Source organism: Sphingomonas sp. BL-S-29, from assembly GCF_055521495.1.
In genome coordinates, this window is sequence record NZ_CM145482.1 from 1668477 (window position 1) to 1685868 (window position 17392).

16 protein-coding genes and 1 pseudogene are annotated in these 17392 nt (G+C 64.9%); 12 read left to right on the forward strand and 5 right to left on the reverse strand.

The window, feature by feature from the left end:
- The first annotated feature begins 60 nt into the window (after positions 1 to 60).
- Together ACZ1I2_RS07985 and ACZ1I2_RS07990 are read left to right on the forward strand one after the other, a co-directional pair.
- Complete coding sequence (locus ACZ1I2_RS07985) at positions 61 to 1962, forward strand: alpha/beta hydrolase-fold protein (protein WP_465174486.1); 1902 nt, start codon at positions 61 to 63, stop codon at positions 1960 to 1962.
- Positions 1946 to 2488: a DUF6265 family protein gene (locus ACZ1I2_RS07990; RefSeq protein WP_465170209.1), complete on the forward strand. Its 543-nt coding sequence runs from the start codon at positions 1946 to 1948 to the stop codon at positions 2486 to 2488. Before ACZ1I2_RS07985 ends, ACZ1I2_RS07990 begins: the two co-directional genes overlap by 17 nt.
- On the opposite strand, the gene ACZ1I2_RS07995 is transcribed toward ACZ1I2_RS07990, so the two are convergent.
- Positions 2485 to 3384 carry a LysR family transcriptional regulator gene (locus ACZ1I2_RS07995; protein ID WP_465174485.1) on the reverse strand — a complete coding sequence of 300 codons (900 nt, stop codon included), beginning with the start codon at positions 3382 to 3384 and terminating at the stop codon, positions 2485 to 2487. The two genes, ACZ1I2_RS07990 and ACZ1I2_RS07995, sit on opposite strands and share 4 nt — an antisense overlap.
- Positions 3385 to 3501: 117 nt before the next feature.
- Between ACZ1I2_RS07995 and ACZ1I2_RS08000 the strand changes: the two genes are divergently transcribed.
- The 3 genes from ACZ1I2_RS08000 (at position 3502) to uvrA (ending at position 8035) form a co-directional block, all read left to right on the forward strand.
- Positions 3502 to 4422 (forward strand): alpha/beta fold hydrolase, encoded by a 921-nt coding sequence (locus ACZ1I2_RS08000; RefSeq protein WP_465174484.1) that lies wholly within the window; start codon positions 3502 to 3504, stop codon positions 4420 to 4422.
- Positions 4419 to 4895: a cupin domain-containing protein gene (locus tag ACZ1I2_RS08005; RefSeq protein WP_465174483.1), complete on the forward strand. Its 477-nt coding sequence runs from the start codon at positions 4419 to 4421 to the stop codon at positions 4893 to 4895. Before ACZ1I2_RS08000 ends, ACZ1I2_RS08005 begins: the two co-directional genes overlap by 4 nt.
- Positions 4896 to 4996: 101 nt before the next feature.
- On the forward strand, positions 4997 to 8035 hold the full coding sequence (gene uvrA / locus ACZ1I2_RS08010) for an excinuclease ABC subunit UvrA (RefSeq protein ID WP_465174482.1): 3039 nt from the start codon (positions 4997 to 4999) through the stop codon (positions 8033 to 8035).
- Positions 8036 to 8496: 461 nt separating this feature from the next.
- Here uvrA and ACZ1I2_RS08015 read toward each other — a convergent pair whose 3' ends face one another.
- Positions 8497 to 9828 carry a hypothetical protein gene (locus ACZ1I2_RS08015; RefSeq protein ID WP_465170204.1) on the reverse strand — a complete coding sequence of 444 codons (1332 nt, stop codon included), beginning with the start codon at positions 9826 to 9828 and terminating at the stop codon, positions 8497 to 8499.
- Positions 9829 to 9841: 13 nt separating this feature from the next.
- Between ACZ1I2_RS08015 and ACZ1I2_RS08020 the strand changes: the two genes are divergently transcribed.
- Entirely contained in the window at positions 9842 to 10048 is a 207-nt protein-coding gene (locus ACZ1I2_RS08020; RefSeq protein ID WP_465170203.1) for a hypothetical protein, read from the forward strand.
- Between the two features lie 333 nt (positions 10049 to 10381).
- Positions 10382 to 10686: pseudogene (locus ACZ1I2_RS08025) on the forward strand (transposase); the annotation flags it as partial.
- Between the two features lie 101 nt (positions 10687 to 10787).
- Here the strand turns inward: ACZ1I2_RS08025 and ACZ1I2_RS08030 are convergent.
- On the reverse strand, positions 10788 to 11168 hold the full coding sequence (locus ACZ1I2_RS08030) for a hypothetical protein (protein ID WP_465174481.1): 381 nt from the start codon (positions 11166 to 11168) through the stop codon (positions 10788 to 10790).
- Between the two features lie 346 nt (positions 11169 to 11514).
- On the opposite strand from ACZ1I2_RS08030, the gene ACZ1I2_RS08035 reads away from it, so the two are divergent.
- The 3 genes from ACZ1I2_RS08035 (at position 11515) to ACZ1I2_RS08045 (ending at position 13544) form a co-directional block, all read left to right on the forward strand.
- Entirely contained in the window at positions 11515 to 12117 is a 603-nt protein-coding gene (locus tag ACZ1I2_RS08035) for an NIF family HAD-type phosphatase (protein ID WP_465174480.1), read from the forward strand.
- Positions 12118 to 12357: 240 nt separating this feature from the next.
- Positions 12358 to 12714: a DUF7662 domain-containing protein gene (locus ACZ1I2_RS08040; protein ID WP_465174479.1), complete on the forward strand. Its 357-nt coding sequence runs from the start codon at positions 12358 to 12360 to the stop codon at positions 12712 to 12714.
- Between the two features lie 602 nt (positions 12715 to 13316).
- Positions 13317 to 13544 (forward strand): DUF6429 family protein, encoded by a 228-nt coding sequence (locus ACZ1I2_RS08045; RefSeq protein ID WP_465174478.1) that lies wholly within the window; start codon positions 13317 to 13319, stop codon positions 13542 to 13544.
- Between the two features lie 248 nt (positions 13545 to 13792).
- Here the strand turns inward: ACZ1I2_RS08045 and ACZ1I2_RS08050 are convergent, their stop codons facing one another.
- On the reverse strand, positions 13793 to 14719 hold the full coding sequence (locus ACZ1I2_RS08050) for a DUF3829 domain-containing protein (protein ID WP_465174477.1): 927 nt from the start codon (positions 14717 to 14719) through the stop codon (positions 13793 to 13795).
- A gap of 258 nt (positions 14720 to 14977) precedes the next feature.
- Here ACZ1I2_RS08050 and ACZ1I2_RS08055 point away from each other — a divergent pair, with 258 nt between their 5' ends.
- Positions 14978 to 15442, forward strand: coding sequence for a transposase family protein (locus ACZ1I2_RS08055; RefSeq protein ID WP_465174476.1), 465 nt, complete (start codon positions 14978 to 14980; stop codon positions 15440 to 15442).
- 165 nt (positions 15443 to 15607) lie between these two features.
- Complete coding sequence (locus ACZ1I2_RS08060; RefSeq protein ID WP_465170196.1) at positions 15608 to 16438, forward strand: NYN domain-containing protein; 831 nt, start codon at positions 15608 to 15610, stop codon at positions 16436 to 16438.
- A 39-nt stretch (positions 16439 to 16477) separates the two neighbouring features.
- On the opposite strand, the gene ACZ1I2_RS08065 is transcribed toward ACZ1I2_RS08060, so the two are convergent.
- Complete coding sequence (locus tag ACZ1I2_RS08065; protein ID WP_465174475.1) at positions 16478 to 17302, reverse strand: sterol desaturase family protein; 825 nt, start codon at positions 17300 to 17302, stop codon at positions 16478 to 16480.
- Positions 17303 to 17392 lie beyond the last annotated feature (90 nt).

Consider the following 17392-nt stretch of genomic DNA (forward strand, 5'->3'; position numbering starts at 1 on the left):
GCACCTTGCCGCCCGCCGCCGCCGCATGCCCCGATGCGCGGGCAAGCGGGGAGGGTATCCATGCGCCACATAGGATTGTTTTTCGGCCTGTTGCTGGCGCTGCTCGCGGCGCCCAGCCTGGCGGAGGCGCAGAGCCGGCTGGTGACCAGCCAGCTGCGCTCGGTCAGTTTCGGCGAGAGTCGGATCGGGGTCTCGCCGCTGCGCAACGTCACCGTCTATCTGCCGCCGCATTATGCCGACGGATCGCGGCGTTTCCCGGTGATCTATTACCTCAATCATTTCTTCGAGGATCATCGCGAGCCCTTTGCCAGCCATGATGCGCGCGCGCTGTTCGACAAGGCGATCGGCGCCGGCGTGATCGGCGATGTGATCGTGGTGACGGCGGACTTCTCCACGCCGGCGGGCAGTTCCTGGTACGTCAACTCCTCCGCCACCGGGAATTGGGAGGATTTCATGGTGCGCGAGCTGGTGCCCTGGGTCGATGCGACCTACCGCACGCTCGCCACCCGGGATTCGCGCGGCGTCGTCGGGGACGGGGTCGGCGGCTATGGCGCGGTCCGTTTCGGCATGCGTCATCCCGAAATCTTCGGCACGGTGTATGGGATGCAGGCGGTCGGCACCGGGCCGGGCGTGCAGACGACCTATAGCCGCCCGAATTTCGATCTGCTCGCTCGTGCCCGCTCGCTCGACGATCTCGGCGACGACAGCTTTTCGCGGATCTTCACCGCTATCTACCAGGCTTTCTCGCCCAATCCCGATCGGCCGCCGCTCTATTTCGATCCGCCCGCGCGCCGGGTGGACGGGCAGCTGCTGGTCGACAGCGCGGTGATGAAGCGATTCCATGAAGACATGGATCTGGCCGGCCTCGTCCCCGACTATGCGGACAATCTGAAATCGCTGCGCGGGCTGAAGATCGACTGGGGCCGGGGCGACACCATTGCGGATCATATCGCCGGCAACCAGGCGCTGTCGCGGCGGCTCGCCGAATTCGGGGTGCCGCACGAGGCAGAGGAGCATGCCGGCGGCTTTCGCGACCGGCATTGGGGGGAGGACGGGCGAGTCTATACCGACGTGCTGCCCTTTTTCGCCCGGCACCTGCTGTTCGGGCCGCCGACCGCGCCGCGCGACCGCGTGACCGCCGCGCATGGCCGGCTCGGCGCGGCGATGATCGCCGGCGACGCGGACGCGCTCGCCGCGCTGTACCTGCCCGACGCGATCAGCATGCCGGAATATCAGCCGGCCCTGTACGGCCGCACCCGGATCGCGGCCTATCAGCGCGCCATGTCCGTCCGCCGCCGCGTGACCGGCTATGTCCCGGTGGCGGCGGAGGTGATCGATCTCGGCAAGGGCGTGCTGGTCGAAACCGGCCTCTTCACCATCGCCTGGCGGCTGTCCGGCGGCGGGATCGAGGAGGAGCGCGGCAAATATGTCAATGTGTGGAGCACCGGACCGGACGGCGCGCTGAAGCTCAAGGCCGATGTCCGTGGCTATCTCCGGCCACTGGCGGACCCGTCGTCCTTCGTCGTCGCACTGCCGGCGCAGGCACCCCCGGCGTCTCCCGCCGGCGGGCCGCTCGCCGCCCGGCTCGATGCCCTGAACCGGGCCAATGCCCGCGCCGTGCAGGATCATGACGTGGCCGCGCAGCTCGCGCTTTATGCCGATGACGGCATGTTCATGCCCTTCGCCAACACCCCAAGGGCGGGGATCGCGGAGCTCCGCCCCTTTCTCACTGCCTATGTCAATGCGGGGCGCGGCGCGACTTTCGACTCAGTGCGGGTCTGGAATACCGGCTTCGAGGATTTCGGCGGCTATGTCCTGGAATATGGGAAGTTCCGCGTCGCCTGGCGGGCGGGCGGGTCGTCCGGGGTCACCCGGGGCGGCGGGCTGCGGCTGTGGCGCCGGGGCGCGGACGGCGCGCTCACGATGCTGCGCCAGATCGGGACGCATGACCATGCCGGCTGACGGCCTCGCGCGACGCGCGGTCCTGTGCGCGCTCCTCGCGGCGCTCCCCGCGACCGCCGCCGCGCAGACCAGTCCGCGTTCGATGATCCGCCTGCTCGACCAGCGCCGGCCGGCGCCGCCGGCGAGGATCGCCGACATGGCCTGGATCGAGGGCCATTGGATCGGTGCCATGCCGGAGGGGCCGGTCGAGCATGTCGTGCTCGGCGCGGCGTTCGGTCACATGCCCGGTTTCGTCCGCGCGGTCAGCCCGCAGGGCGTGGTCTTTTACGAGATCAGCGTGTTCGTCGAGACCGGCGATTCGCTCGCGGTGCGGGTCAAGCATTTCACGCCGGCGCTTGCCGGATGGGAGACGCAGCAGGGCTATGTCGATCGCCCGCTGGTCGCGCGCGACGGCGATCTTTTCTATTTCGACGGCATCACCTTCCAGCGCACCGGGCCGGACGGCTTCACCGTCTATTTCCTCGACCGCCCCGGCGGCGTGGAGCGTGCCACTTTGGTCATCCCGTTCCGGCGGAAGAGTAACTAAGCCCGGTCCCAATAAGGCGGGTCGCCGAAGCTGCGCCTGAGGCTCGCGGTCAGCGCGGCGATCTTGGTCGAGGCGCTGCGGTCGCGCAGATAGGCGATGAACAGCTCGGCGCCCTCCGCCTCGATCCCGATATCGACGATCTCCAGCGCCCCGCTCGCCAACTGCTCGTGCACGAAGAAGGTCGGCAACAGCGTGATGCCCAGCCCGGCCAGCGCCGCGTCGCGCATCACCAGGCCGTTGTTCACCCGGAGCGCCGCGCGTGGCCGCAGCACCGTCCAGCCGTCCGCCCCGGCGAAGCGCCAGTCGGCGTCGCGATTGGCGTAAAGGATGCCGCAATGCCCCGCCAGTTCGGCCAGGGTCGCGGGCCGGCCCTTCTCCGCCAGATAGCGGGGCGTTGCGACCAGCACCCGCCGGGTCACCGCCAGCCGTTTCGCCACCAGCCGCGTGTCGCCGACCGGGCCGTGGCGGATCACCGCGTCGAACCCGCTCGCCGCCGCATCGACGAATCCGTCGTCCAGCTCCAGCGTCAGGTCGATATCGGGATGGTCGCGCAGGAACTGGTTCAGCGCTGGCCCGAGATGCAGGATGCCGAAGCCGACCGGTCCCGATACCCGGAGCGGCCCGGCCAAGGTCCCGCGCCGCTGCGCCAGCTCGGCCGCCGCCTCGCGCGCCTGGTACAGGATCTGCTGCGCGCGCGGCAGGAAGCTGTGGCCGTCCTCGGTCAGGGTCAGCTTGCGGGTGGTGCGCTGGATCAGTCTTGTGCCCAACGTGCGCTCCAGCTCGGCCAGCCTTTCGCTCACCACCGACTTGGCGAATCCCAGCCGCCGCGCCGCCGCGCTGATCGATCCGGCCTCAGTGATCGCGGCAAAGGCGCTGAGCCCGTCCATCTTCATCATCGTTCGGTTATCCCGGACACAAGTTTCAGCTTTATGCTACTAGTCCGAACAACCGATAGCGATCATTTTCCTCGGCAAGACGGGCGGCCCCGATGGCGCCCAAACAGGGGAAATCCGATGCTTCGTTCGTTGATGCTCGCCGGCGCCGCGCTGATCATGGCGGCGCCCGCCGCGGCGCAAGTGCCGCCTTATCCGGCCGCCTTCCATACCGAGGAGATCGCCACCAACGGCGCGACCATCCATGTCCGGGTCGGCGGCAAGGGTCCCGCGGTCGTGCTGCTGCACGGCTATGGCGAGACCGGCGACATGTGGGCGCCGATGGCGGCCGACCTGATGCGCGACCACACCGTGATCGTGCCCGATCTGCGCGGCCTTGGCCTGTCCTCCAAGCCGGCCGGCGGCTTCGACAAGAAGACTCAGGCGGGCGACGTGCTCGGCGTGCTCGACCGGCTGAAGATCGGCCAGGTCGATCTCGTCACCCACGATATCGGCAACATGGTCGGCTTCGCCTTTGCCGCGCAGCATCCGGACCGCGTGAGGCGCTTCGTGCTGATCGACGCGCCGGTCCCCGGCGTCGGCCCGTGGGAGGAGATCCTCAAGAATCCGCTGCTGTGGCACTTCCGTTTCGGCGGGCCCGACATGGAGCGGCTCGTGGCGGGGCGCGAGCGCATCTATCTCGATCGCTTCTGGAACGAATTCTCCGCGGTGCCGGCGCATTTCACGGAGGGCTCGCGCGAGCATTATGCAAAACTCTACGCCATGCCCGGCGCGATGCATTCCGGCTTCGCGCAATTCGCCGCCTTCGATCAGGATGCGATCGACAACCGCGCCTGGCTCGCCGCGAACGGCAAGCTCAAGATGCCGGTGCTCGCGCTCGGCGGCGAGAAGAGCTTCGGCCTGACCATGGCAGTGGTGATGCGCGCCGGCGCCGAGAATGTCACCGAGGGCGTGGTCCCCGGTTCCGGCCACTGGATCATGGAAGAGAATCCCGACGCGACCGTGAAGCTCATCCGCGACTTCCTGGTACCCGCGAAATGAGGGCGCGGCTCTGGCTGGCGACGGCGCTCCTGCCGCTCGCCGCCACGGGCGCGGCTCAGATGGGAGAGGGCGGTCACCTCCGCCTCGCCCCCGCCGATATCGCTGCGCTCCCCACGCTCGGCGCGGGTGCCGGCACCTCGGGCGTCGCGGGCATCCGCACCCGCATCCTGTCGGGCGACCCGACCAGGGCCGGCCTTTACACCATCGCGCTGACCGTCCCCGCCAACACCCGCATCGCCGCCCACCGCCACCGCGACGATCGCACCGCGACCGTCGTCTCCGGCACCTGGTATTTCGGTTACGGCGACAAGGCATCGGACGCCGCGTTCAAGCCCCTCCCGCCCGGCAGCTTCTACGCCGAACCCGGCGACGTCGCCCATTTCGCCCGTACCGGCGCCGATCCGGTGACGCTCTACATCACCGGCATCGGGCCGACCGACACCCGCTATGTCGAGGCCAGCGCGAGCCCTTGATCGAAAGCAACACGGTCGCGGCTCGAAACCGCGCCGCGCGTTCCTATATTGCCCGGTAGCGGCTCTTGCCGAATCCGAACAAATATGGAACATAACGGTCTATGCTGACCCATATCTCCGTGCGCGGCGCGCGCGAGCACAACCTCAAGGATGTCTCCATCGACATCCCGCGCGACACGCTCACGGTGATCACCGGGCTGTCCGGCTCGGGCAAGTCGAGCCTGGCCTTCGACACCATCTATGCCGAGGGGCAGCGGCGCTACGTCGAGTCGCTCTCGGCCTATGCGCGCCAGTTCCTCGAGCTGATGCAGAAGCCCGATGTCGATCATATCGAGGGCCTGTCGCCCGCCATCTCGATCGAGCAGAAGACCACCAGCCGCAACCCGCGCTCCACGGTCGCCACGGTCACCGAGGTCTATGATTATATGCGCCTGCTCTGGGCGCGCGTCGGCATCCCCTATTCGCCCGAGACCGGCCTGCCGATCGCCGCGCAGACCGTCAGCCAGATGGTCGACCGCGTCATGGCCCTGCCCGAGGGCACGCGCCTGTACCTGCTCGCGCCCGTCGTGCGCGGCCGCAAGGGCGAGTATCGCAAGGAACTGGCCGAGTGGCAGAAAGCGGGCTTCACCCGCGTCCGCATCGACGGCGAGCTCTACGAGATCGACGAAGCCCCCGCGCTCGACAAGAAATACAAGCACGACATCGAGGTCGTGGTCGATCGCCTCGTCGTCGGCCCGGACATGTCCACCCGCCTCGCCGACAGCTTCGAGACTGCGCTGAAGCTGGCCGAGGGGCTGGCTTATGTGGATCTGGTCGATACGACGGTGGCCGAAATATCCCCCTCCCGCTCGCGGGAGGGGCTAGGGGAGGGCCTGTCCGCAAGCAGCGCCGCCCTTGGTGACACGCCCTCCCCCGACCCCTCCCGCAAGCGGGAGGGGAGTAAGGTCAAGGAAGCCCCCCAGACCTTCGTCCCCGAAGGCAAGATGAAGAACACCGGCATCCCCGCCAACCGCATCGTGTTCTCCGAAAAATTCGCCTGCCCGGTCTCCGGCTTCACCATCGCCGAGATCGAGCCACGCCTCTTCTCCTTCAACGCCCCGCAAGGCGCATGCCCCGCATGCGACGGCCTCGGCGAGAAGCTGCTGTTCGACGAGGAACTCGTCGTTCCCAACCACGCGCTCAGCATCAAGAAGGGCGCGATCGTGCCCTGGGCCAAATCCAACCCGCCTTCGCCCTATTACATGCAGGTCCTCGGCAGCCTCGCCCGCGAATTCGGCTTCAGCCTGGAAACCCCGTGGGAGGATCTCCCCGGCGAAGTGAAGCTGATCATCCTGCACGGCACCGCCGGCAAGCCCGTCACGCTCACCTTCGTCGACGGCAAGAAGTCGTACGATGTACGCAAGCCCTTCGAGGGCGTCATCGGCAACCTCAACCGCCGCATGCTCCAGACCGAAAGCGCCTGGATGCGCGAGGAACTGAGCAAGTACCAGAGCAGCGCCGCCTGCGAAGTCTGCCACGGCGCCCGCCTCAAGCCCGAGGCGCTGGCGGTCAAGATCGGCATGCGCGACATCTCCTCGGTCACCCGCCTGTCGGTGGTCGATGCGCTCGCCTGGTTCACCGCCATCCCGTCCGAACTGACCAGTCAGCAGAACGCCATCGCCGAACGCATCCTGAAGGAGATCCTCGAACGGATCGGCTTCCTCAACAATGTCGGCCTGGATTATCTCAACCTGGATCGCACCTCGGGCACGCTCTCGGGCGGCGAGAGCCAGCGCATCCGTCTCGCCTCGCAGATCGGCTCGGGGCTCTCCGGCGTGCTCTATGTGCTCGACGAGCCGAGCATCGGCCTGCACCAGCGCGACAACGACATGTTGCTCAAGACGCTGCGGCGCCTGCGCGATCTCGGCAACACCGTGCTGGTGGTCGAGCATGACGAGGACGCGATCCGCACCGCCGATTACGTCATCGACATGGGCCCCGGCGCGGGCGTCCATGGCGGCGAGATCGTCGCGCACGGCACGCTCGATCAGGTGCTGGCCAACAAGGACAGCATCACCGCGGACTATCTCAACGGCACGCGCGAGGTCGCGGTGCCGACAACGCGGCGCAAGGGCAATGGCAAGAAGCTGACAGTGCACAACGCCACCGCCAACAATCTGCGCGGCGTCACCGCCAGCCTGCCGCTCGGCACCTTCACCTGCATCACCGGCGTGTCGGGCTCGGGCAAGTCGAGCTTCACCATCGACACGCTCTATGCCGCCGCTGCGCGCCAGCTCAACGGCGCGCGCGTGCTCGCCGGCAAGCATGAGAAGATCACCGGCCTGCAATATCTCGACAAGGTGATCGACATCGATCAGTCGCCGATCGGCCGCACCCCGCGCTCCAACCCCGCGACCTATACCGGCGCCTTCACCCAGATCCGCGACTGGTTCGCCGGCCTGCCCGAGAGTTCCGCGCGCGGCTACAAGCCCGGCCGGTTCAGCTTCAACGTCAAGGGCGGCCGGTGCGAGGCATGCCAGGGCGATGGCCTGCTCAAGATCGAGATGCACTTCCTGCCTGACGTCTATGTGACGTGCGACGTGTGCCACGGCGCCCGCTACAACCGCGAGACGCTCGAGGTGAAGTTCAAGGGCAAGTCGATCGCCGACGTGCTCGACATGACGGTCGAGGACGCCGTCGAGTTCTTCAAGGCCGTCCCCCCGATCCGCGACAAGATGGCGATGCTGGCGGAAGTCGGCCTCGGCTATGTCAAGGTCGGCCAGCAGGCGACGACCCTGTCGGGCGGCGAAGCGCAACGCGTCAAGCTCGCCAAGGAACTGTCCCGCCGCGCGACCGGCCAGACCCTCTACATCCTCGACGAGCCCACCACCGGCCTCCATTTCGAAGACGTCCGCAAACTGCTCGAAGTCCTCCACGCGCTGGTCGACCAGGGCAATACGGTCGTGGTGATCGAGCACAATCTCGACGTCATCAAGACCGCCGACTGGGTGCTCGACCTAGGCCCGGAGGGTGGGGTGAAGGGCGGCGAGATCGTCGCGGAGGGCACGCCGGAGAAGGTGGCGAAGACCAAGGGGTCGTTTACCGGGCAGTATCTCGCGCCGCTCTTGGAGCGCGGGCGGGAGCGGGTGGCGGCGGAATAATTTCTCTCCCTAGTCTCTCTCTCTCTCTCTCTCTCTCTCTCTCTCTCTCTCAGAAGGAGGGGAGGGAGCCGTGCAGCCGCGGAAGGCTGAGTGTGACACCCGCGAAATCACCGAGTCGCCAGAAGGCAGGGGGCAAGCAAGAGGGTCTGCATCGACCCGAATTCGAAGCTGCCTTCCGCCCTTCGCCCGCGAGTGAGGCCATGAAACGAGCGGCTGGAATCTGAGATCACCTTCTCCGCTCGCCCTGAGCATGTCGAAGGGTTGCTTTTCTCCGAGGAAAGAAAAGCAAAGTTCGACCAGTCGGTATCACCGTCGCCGCTTCTCTCTTACTACCCCCGCAAACGTCGTCTGCGTTCATCCCACATCCAACTATTCCCGTGACGAGGGATGGCGGAGATGAAAGAATCCTTCGAGAATGCGCTGTTTCGAGATCGCTTTCACATCAGGCGAGGGTCAATCCGTCACGATCCGCCGCAGAAATAGTCGAGACTGTAGCTGCTAGAAGCGGTCAGAGCCGCACCGGGATAAAACGTGATGCCAGACGTCGCCGCGACCTTGGCGACAAGGAGGGGCGTCGGCGGTGCTCCATTTCTTTGCAGGCTGATGGCGCAGTTCGGAATACGGCCCCGTCCGATCCCGAAAGTCAGCGTTAGGACAGGGCCGATTGAGAGTGAGCCGCTGCCCGTATTGAGTGTATAAGTCCCGGAGACTTGATCGCAGCTATGGCCTGTTGCGCAGGCGACGGAGGCTCCGGAGCCGACGAAACCAGGTCCGGCAAGTGTGACGGCCGAGTTGTTCGCGGTCCCTGTAAGGGCAACGGCTGCAACCGGCTGAAGGGCCGTAACCTGCGACGCGTTGATCTGAAGCTGACTGGAGCCGGCAACGACGAACTCCCAGCCTTGGATCGTCGCTTCATTGGATATCCAGTCGTTTCCGAGTGCAGTGGGAAAGCGAAGGTTGGGGTCCGAATTGGTTGTGTTGCCGTAAATGCGCTGGCCCCTCGCGATGGTGAGCGCGGCTTGGTCGGTGCCGAACGTCGCACCTGAGAAATCGAGGCCGAACCGATATTTGCCGGTGGCGCTCCACGCGGTGTCGACAGCTCCGATGCCTTGCTGCTGCAGCCTGACGCCTGCCCACATCGTGCCGAGATTCCCGATCGCGCTTGTACGCCGCAGGTTGAACACCGCACCGATGCCAGCAACGTCATTGCCTTGGTCATCGAGATTGATCTCGATGGGATTGAGATACACTCCGTCTTGACCGGCAAAGGCATCGCCCGCGAACAGGCTGCACGCGGGGTTGGCGAGAAAATTGGTGGCGCCGGCTCGTTGCCCCGTCACGAAGCACGTACCACTGAAATTGATCAGATCGCCTTGCCCCGCCTGATAGCTTTGAATGCGATAGCCGACCGCCGCCGTGCGCCCGTCATTGCCTGACGTTGATTGATTCCAGCCGGATGCATTGTAGATCGAAAGATAATGCGGCGATGCCTCGGGCGTGAATTGGTATCCCGTAGAAGGCTGGCCGAGCGTAGCGGCGCCGTAGATGCGGTACTCTTCTCCAGCGGCGTGACGCCAATCACCATTGAATGCGGTGTCGGGCGATGAATATGTTCCCAAAGCTGATGGTGCCTGCCTTATCAGGTCGAATTTTGGCGCCCGCCAATTTCCCGAGGAATCTCCAATCTGGCCAACCCCTTTCAAAGGAGCGGGCATTACTGAAGAGCCGATATTCGTCGGAAAGCGCCCTTCGGGCACATAGGCGACCCCGGCGGCATTGACTATGTTAGTCAAAGCTGTCGCGTTGATGGACGATGATGCCGTCGTCGCCCCGCCGGGCATTCGAATATCCAACAACGTGGTCGATGCAAGCCAGCATTTTCCGTTTGCACTGGGCACCTGGGACACGCCGTCGCCTGCGCCGCTGTTCAGGGCACACGCGCTGGCACTGGCGGTAAAAGTGACAGGTGGAGAATCTCCCGCCGTCGAGAACCCATCGCGTATGATTCGTTGAAGAGTGACAGTGGATAATGTTTGAAGGGCGGTGTTATTCGAAACATGTTGCAGGGTCGTTTGTGCGCAGGCTGGCCAGCAAATGCCGGAGAGTGTTAAGTACAGCCACCGGGGACGAATTTTTAGAATATACATGAATCATATCTCCCGGTTGGTACGAGGGCATTTCATGGCGACGGCATAACTGAGTGCCATCAGCGTCATCCTTAAAGAGTTCGGTGGCCGTCGCATGAGGCCAATTAATCTCTGGTACCGCACATTTTAATCGAGCGTCGAATTGCACAGTCTTTATCCCCGCATCAACCCGTTGACGAATTACATGGGGTGATCGCGGGCGTTGCGCGGCCAGGCCGCTGACCTCAGCCGGCAGCTCGTCGCCACAGCGCGCACCAACGCATCGTGCCGACTGCTGATGTCGATCCTCGGGGTCGGCACGGTCAGTGCGACGTCCTTTGTCACAGCGATCGAGGAGCCGCAGAACGTCAAGAAAAACCGCGCGATGGGGGCGTGGCTGGGGCTAACCACCCGGCGATATCCAATCGGCCGAGGTCGATTATGACGGCCATATCTCGCGGCGCGGCGACCGGCATCTGCGCAGCCTGCTCTAACGAGGCGGCAACCGTGATCCTGACGCGCGCAGTTGCCGAATTACAGTGACGAATTACAGTGACGGTGCACTAATTGGCCGCAACGCCGCCTTCAGCGTCGTTCGGCCTCAACCTCAACCCCACCTATGCCGATCAGCCCCGCTCCACCGCCTCCGCGATATCGGTCGGGCTGGTGTTGAAGCCCAGCCGCGCACCGGCCGTCGCCGCCGCATTGACCAGCGCCTCAAGCATCGGCGTCGATGCCGGGTCCAGCCGGACGCCACCGCCGATCACGACCAGTTCGGCGGGTCTCGCGGCCAGTCGTTCGCGCAAACGCGCAGCCTCGGCTGCGGGGTCGCCGGAATAGGACACCATCACCCATTCCGCATCGTGCCCGGCCGCCGCCACCCGTTCGCGATCCGCATCGATCCCGGCCTGGATCGTTTGCGCCGTGATCGGCTTCCCGCGAAAGAAGTCGCTCGTGAAATCGATGCTGGCCGGATCGAAGCCGACCACGATTACCTGCTTGCCCATATCCACCCCCATTTCAAAGTGCGCCGCCAAAGCACGCCACTGCTGCGGCGCCCGCAGCCTGGTCGTCGATGCAATGCTCGATCCAGCGCCTCAAGCGCTTCACGGGTCACACCGCCTGGTCGGCGAGAGTAACGTAGACCAGTGTCGCGCTCGTTACAGCAACAAAACAAATTTGCCGGCATGCGGGAATTACGGTGACAGTTTACTAATTACTACCCCGAGCGCCTACCGCAATGGCGCCCACCGAGGGTATTGCAGAGTGGTTTCGAGGACTCGGCACGAACCAAATCCTCGCCGAGCGAACCGCAAGACAAGCCTGTGTTCCCTGCGCTAGCCTGCGTCCATCATGCCACCCGCACACCCATCTCCAGATAGAACCCTCCTCATCCTCGACCTGGACGAGACGCTGATCTACGCGACCGAGACGCCGCTGGCTCGGCCAGCCGACTTCTCGGTCTATGGCTATCACGTCTATCGCCGACCCCATCTCGATACGTTCCTCGCCGTATGTGCCCGGCATTTCGAACTGGCCGTCTGGTCCTCCGCGTCGGACGCCTATGTCCAGGCGGTGGTGGACCGGATCTTCCCCGATCCGGCCGCGCTTCACTTCGTCTGGGGTCGCAGCCGCGCGACGCTTCGCCGCGTGTCGCCCAATGACGATGGCTATATGCTCGATCCCTGGGACCATCTCCATTACCTCAAGCCGCTCACCAAGGTGCGAAAGGCCGGGTGGCCGCTCCAGCGCGTGCTGATCGTCGACGATACTCCCGAGAAATGCATCCGCAACTATGGCAACGCGATCTATCCGCGTGCCTATGATGGCGCGGAGGATGACGCGGAACTGGTCGACCTCGCCCGCTATCTGGCCAGCCTGAAGGACGAGCCGAACGTCCGCACCATCGAAAAGCGGCGCTGGCGCGACAGGCTGAGCACGCCCGACCTTTCGTGAGGTTTTGCTGGGCAGAGGATACGGTGCCCGCTTTCTTAACCCCCGGTGGCCCCGCGCGGGCGCATCCGACGCGGGCGTCGCCGGTTTTGGTCCCGCCGTGACGCTCTGCGATTGTGGTCTCGTCCGTTGACGGCCAGCGGTCTGGATTGCATTACATGGGCGTCTAAGGCAGATTATACACACAGTTGACATATAACGAGGATCATGTATTTTAGCGTTTCCGGCCCTTAGGATGCGCTAATGTCTAAGTATATCAACCTTACGCTTCATCTTGGATCGTTGGACGGTGAATCATGGAATGCCACATTCAACGATGTGGAACAGGTTTTGGGTTTTCCGCTCCCCCCAAGCGCCCGGCAATATGCCGCTTGGTGGGCAAACCAAGACCGCGCTCAAGGCTTGGCATGGCAAAGTGCCGGTTGGAACGCCTTTGATGTCGATCTCGCAAACGAGAAGGTCACGTTCCGCTATGTCGGGGCGCAAGAGACCGGTGACGCGCCTGCCGTGCGCCCGCTCACGATAGCCCAAGCTAAGGCGGGGTTGGCCGCGAATTTCAATGTTCCCGTCGATGCCATCGAAATCCTTATTCGGGGGTGATGGACATCGCGGCCAGGCTCCGGCGGGGCATAAAGCCTCTAGGCTTCGACCCTCGGACGCTCGTTAAACCTAGGCAATGCGCGGTTGGGGCACGTCGGGTCTAGGCGACTTTCCTTCCACAGGGGGAGTGGATGTCATCTGATTTTCTCAAGGAAAGCGCGGGTGCCGCGTGGAGCCTCACATCCGCTGTAATCGCATCGTCAACATGGAGCTAACACTGCGGAATGACAGGTGACGGATCCGGAAGAAGATGATCAGGTTCTTTTATGGAGTTCGCGGTATGAAAAAGGTGAAAAAAATTCCGCGACATGAGGCGAGCGCTGTCCCCAGCCGAGCCGGTAACCACAACGCTAATAAGCCACCGTTGAACAGATGGGGCGCCATGGTGGCCGTCGTACATTCGTTCAACGACAAGGACCGTCCGTTCATGGCGTTAACGGCTGTTGGTATAATAATCGGCTTGCCCGGCGCGAGCCTCTTGATGTCTATTGTAGCGGTGTTGCGGTGATATCGCGGAATCGCAGCAACTGTGCTTTTTGACTAACAACTAAAACCGCACCAAAGCCGTTGACCGCCACCGTAATCTGAGTTCCAATCCCCCCATGCCGATCGACCATGACAGGATCGATGAAGCCACGCTCGCGCTGCTCTATCTCGGACTGCACGACGGTCGCCGCGCCTGGAATGGTTTCGACTGGGGCGCCACCGATCGGCTTTACGCAAAGGGCCTGCTCGACAATCCGCGCAACAGGAACAAGTCGGTGGTCTTCACCGACGAGGGCCTGGTCGCGGCAGAGGCCGCGTTCGCCCGGTTGTTCGGCGAGGAGTGAGCGGCCCGCCTATCCCGGCTCAAGGCCGACCACGATGCCTGCTTCCCCATATCCACCCCCTTCAAAGCACGCTGCCAAAGCACGCCATTGTCACACTCCGGCAGACCGCTCGCCCGATGCAACGCCGGGTCCAGCGCCCGCGCGCGTTCACGGATCAAGCCGCCCACGCCGCGGGCCGCCGCCCTGCCGCCCGTCTCCTGCCGGCCCGGTGCGGCGCGGCCGCCGGGCGGCGTAGCCGCGCCGGCGCTTCACCTGATCATGTTCGCGCTTTCGATCGCCTGATTATACGCTTTGATCATCGACTCCGCGGCCCGCGGCTCGGGATTCTGCTTCAGGTCGCGATAATAGCCGAGCATCGTGGTAAGGCTGCTCTCGGTCGTCCAATAGGTGACGGCGGGCGCCTCGGCCGGCGTCTTGGCCGCTGCCTTTGCCTTGGCATAAGCGGCGCGTTGCTCGTCGAGCGCCTTTTCGATCTCGGCAACCAGCGCATCGCCCTTCGCGATCAGCGCCGGGTTCCGGAGATCGGCTGATCCGTGGAACAGGTCGACCAGCGCTTCCGACTTTTGCAGCGCGAGCTTGGTGGAGTAGGCGAGCGTGTCGCCCTTGTTCTTCATCTCGGCGAGTTCGGCGTCGGTGCGGGCCTTGCGTTCCCGCTTCAGCACGGCGTTGAATGCCTCGCTGCTGGCGAGCGCTGCCCTGAACTCGGCGAGCAGGGGCCCATCTTCCGCCTTGCCGCGGGCGAGATTGTCGTCCTTGTACGCCTTGCTGTCATAATAGACGTTGAGCGGCTGCAGGCGGGCAAGCAGCTTGTCCAGCGATGCGATCAGCGCGTCGCCCGCCTGGTCGAGGTCGGCCGGCCCGCCGGGCAGGGCGCGCGCCTGCTTGAGCTCGGTCGTGGCCTGTTCGATCCAGCCGTCGCTGACAATGATGCTGTCGGTCGCGGACTGGCTCGGAATCTTGGCGGCTTCGTACTTCTCCGCGGTCTCGGGCAGGCCGAACGTGCCGATCAGCTTGTTATATCCCGTCACATAGGCGTTCAGCTTGGCCTGGGCGGAGTCAGCCGCGCCCGCCATGGTCACGGCATTCCCGCCTTTTCCGCTGCCGTCGCACGCGCCCAGCGCGAGCAGCACGGCCATTCCGATGGCGACCCGGTACCGGTGTTGCGAAGTCCTCATGCCGTTCCTCCCGTTCGTTCGCACAGCGAAACGCTCTGCGCGGCAAAAGGGATGCGGCCGGGAAATGATTAGAGCCAGTTCCGCACCAAAGTCAGTATAAATAGTTGAATAATAGGTATAAAATCTCACTGACTCGCACCAGCCGCCGCGACGGGAGATATGACACAGCCAGTGTCCCACATCTCCGGCCGATACCCCGCCCGACACGGCGCGGTCGCTCGATTCAAACCACGCCGCCACCCGGCTACACCGCGCCGCATGACCGAGGCCTGCCCGCCCTATAAACTCGCCTTTGCCCGCCGCGCCCGCGCGCAGGGCGGCGATGGTCTCACCGATCGCGAACTCGCCGCCGAATTCGGCGTCTCGCGCGCCACCATCATCCGCTGGCGCGCCGCTTATCCCGACTTCGCCGAGGCCACCGCGCTCGGCAAGGCCAGGGCGAACGAGCGCGTCGAGCGCGCGCTCTACGAACGCGCGATCGGCTATGTGGAGGAAGCGGTCCGCGTCTTCCTGCCCGCCGGCGCCGTGGCCCCGGTCATCGTCCGCTATGCCCGCGAAGTGCGGGCAGATGTCCGCGCCGGGCTGCAATGGCTGCGGGCCCGCGATCCGAAGACATGGGCCGGCGTCGGCGGGCCCGACGCCGAGTCCGATGGCCTGGTCGAGCGCCTGCGCAAGGCCATGGCCCGCGTCGCCGACAGGCAGGTGCCCTATGTCCCGGGCTGATCATCCCGCACGAAGCGGCAATCCCCGCCACCCTATGCTACCCTCATCCGGCACCGGCGACTCACGCACCGCCATCACGCCATCCACCAAGCGCCGCCGGAACATCGCGCCGCGCCCCATAAGCGGGCCCCGACAAACGATCGGGCCCCGACACGAAAGAACATCATGGAAGACTATCAACCCACCACCCCGGCCCCCAATCGCCGCATCGCGCTGCTGATCGACGCCGACAATGTCTCGCACACCAAGATCGCCTTGATCCTGGCCGAGCTCTCCAAATACGGCACCGCCAATATCCGCCGCGCCTATGGCGACTGGGGCAGCGCCGGCCTGAAGGGCTGGAAGGAGAAGCTGCACGCCTTCGCCATCCGCCCGATCCAGCAGTTCAGCTATTCGACCGGCAAGAACGCGACGGACATCGCGCTCGTCATCGACGCGATGGAACTGCTCTACACCCAGAAGCTCGACGGCTTCTGCATCGCCTCCAGCGACGCGGATTTCACGCCGCTCGTCATGCAGCTCAAGGCCAACGGCCATGACGTCTATGGCTTTGGCGAACGCAAGACGCCCGATCCGTTCGTCAACGCCTGCACCACCTTCCTCTATCTCGACAGCCTCGCTGATCCCGCCGCACCGGCCCCCGCCGCGCCGCCCGCCGAAAAGAAGGACAAGGCCGCCGGCGCCGGCGCAAAGGCCAAGGCCGAGGCGTCCCCGCCGAAATCGCCGGGCAAGGTCCTCGCCCAGGACGCCACCCTCGTCACCATCCTGCGCGGCGCGGTCGAGGCGGCCGCCTGGGACGATGGCTGGGCCTCGATGCCCGCCGCCGGCAGCGCGGCCAAGCGCCAGGCCTCGATCGACCCGCGCAATTACGGCATGCGCAATTTCCCCGAGCTGTTCGAGGCGATCGGCCTGTTCGACATCTACAAGGGCGAGGGCGGCCACAGCTTCGTCGCCGACAAGCGCAACAAGGACAAGGCACCACGGCCGTCGCGGTGAGGCCGGGTCACCGCCGCCGCGGCGGCACGGCGGCGTGGCTCAATGGACCAGCGCGGACTCGGCCGGTTCGTCCGGGCGCCCGCGCCGGAACCTGATCGGCAGGTCGACCCAGGCCCGCAGGCTGCGCGGCTGGTCGATCTCCGCCAGCCCCGTGTCGGGCCATTCGTTCCTGGCGGGGAACCACGCCGTGCCGAACAGGCGATCCCACAGGGTGGTGAAGGCCCCGAAATTGCGGTCGAAATGCTTCTCTTCGAGCGAATGGTGGATGCGATGGAACTGGTTGTCGCAGAAGAACACGCGCAACGGCCCGAGATTGATGCGGGTCGGCGAGTGAAGGAAGGACGCCTGGAGATGCAGGATGATCAGCATCGCCGGAACGGTCGGGCCGGTATCGGTCACGATCAGGCTTACCGGCAGCAACAGGAACACCGCCTGGAAGATCGGCTCGCTGACATGATGGTAGGAATTGGCGGCGTTCAGCTCCCGGATGGAGTGGTGCACCGCATGAAAGCGCCAGGCGAGGGCGTGCTGGGCCCGGTGGAACCAGTAGAAGAAAAAGTCGTAGATCAGCGCGGCCGCGATCGGCGCCATCACCATCCCCGGGATTCCCGCCCAGTCGAAGGACATGGGCAAGCTTATCAGCGGCCTGATGCCGATCGCGACCCACAGATGATGGAACAGCTTGTACATCACCATGCTGATCGGCACGTAGAACGCCCAGATTCCCAGTCCCATCAGCCTCTGGTGCAGCGACTGCTTCTCGCGCGGGAACAGAAGTTCGAGCGCCGTCATCAGCGACAGGCTGAACGCGCTCACGATCGCGACCGGCCGGGCCTGGGCCCATATTTCAGCGAGCAGCGTCACCGTACCGCCCTATGCCGTCGCACGACAACAAGCGGTTAATGCGCGTGTCCGCACGCAAGCCCGGGCACCGTCGCATTGCCGCTTGCCATC

Excerpts from the sequence above, each read along its gene's own strand:
- ACZ1I2_RS08030 (WP_465174481.1), bottom strand. The coding sequence starts at position 11,168 with ATGGGCAAGCAGGTAATCGTGGTCGGCTTCGATCCGGCCAGCATCGAT.
- ACZ1I2_RS08045 (WP_465174478.1), top strand. The coding sequence starts at position 13,317 with ATGCCGATCGACCATGACAGGATCGATGAAGCCACGCTCGCGCTGCTC.
- ACZ1I2_RS08060 (WP_465170196.1), top strand. The coding sequence starts at position 15,608 with ATGGAAGACTATCAACCCACCACCCCGGCCCCCAATCGCCGCATCGCG.
- ACZ1I2_RS08000 (WP_465174484.1), top strand. The coding sequence starts at position 3,502 with ATGCTTCGTTCGTTGATGCTCGCCGGCGCCGCGCTGATCATGGCGGCG.
- ACZ1I2_RS08020 (WP_465170203.1), top strand. The coding sequence starts at position 9,842 with ATGGACGATGATGCCGTCGTCGCCCCGCCGGGCATTCGAATATCCAAC.
- ACZ1I2_RS07985 (WP_465174486.1), top strand. The coding sequence starts at position 61 with ATGCGCCACATAGGATTGTTTTTCGGCCTGTTGCTGGCGCTGCTCGCG.
- ACZ1I2_RS07995 (WP_465174485.1), bottom strand. The coding sequence starts at position 3,384 with ATGATGAAGATGGACGGGCTCAGCGCCTTTGCCGCGATCACTGAGGCC.
- uvrA (WP_465174482.1), top strand. The coding sequence starts at position 4,997 with ATGCTGACCCATATCTCCGTGCGCGGCGCGCGCGAGCACAACCTCAAG.
- ACZ1I2_RS08055 (WP_465174476.1), top strand. The coding sequence starts at position 14,978 with ATGACCGAGGCCTGCCCGCCCTATAAACTCGCCTTTGCCCGCCGCGCC.
- ACZ1I2_RS08040 (WP_465174479.1), top strand. The coding sequence starts at position 12,358 with ATGTCTAAGTATATCAACCTTACGCTTCATCTTGGATCGTTGGACGGT.
- ACZ1I2_RS08005 (WP_465174483.1), top strand. The coding sequence starts at position 4,419 with ATGAGGGCGCGGCTCTGGCTGGCGACGGCGCTCCTGCCGCTCGCCGCC.
- ACZ1I2_RS08050 (WP_465174477.1), bottom strand. The coding sequence starts at position 14,719 with ATGAGGACTTCGCAACACCGGTACCGGGTCGCCATCGGAATGGCCGTG.
- ACZ1I2_RS07990 (WP_465170209.1), top strand. The coding sequence starts at position 1,946 with ATGACCATGCCGGCTGACGGCCTCGCGCGACGCGCGGTCCTGTGCGCG.
- ACZ1I2_RS08035 (WP_465174480.1), top strand. The coding sequence starts at position 11,515 with ATGCCACCCGCACACCCATCTCCAGATAGAACCCTCCTCATCCTCGAC.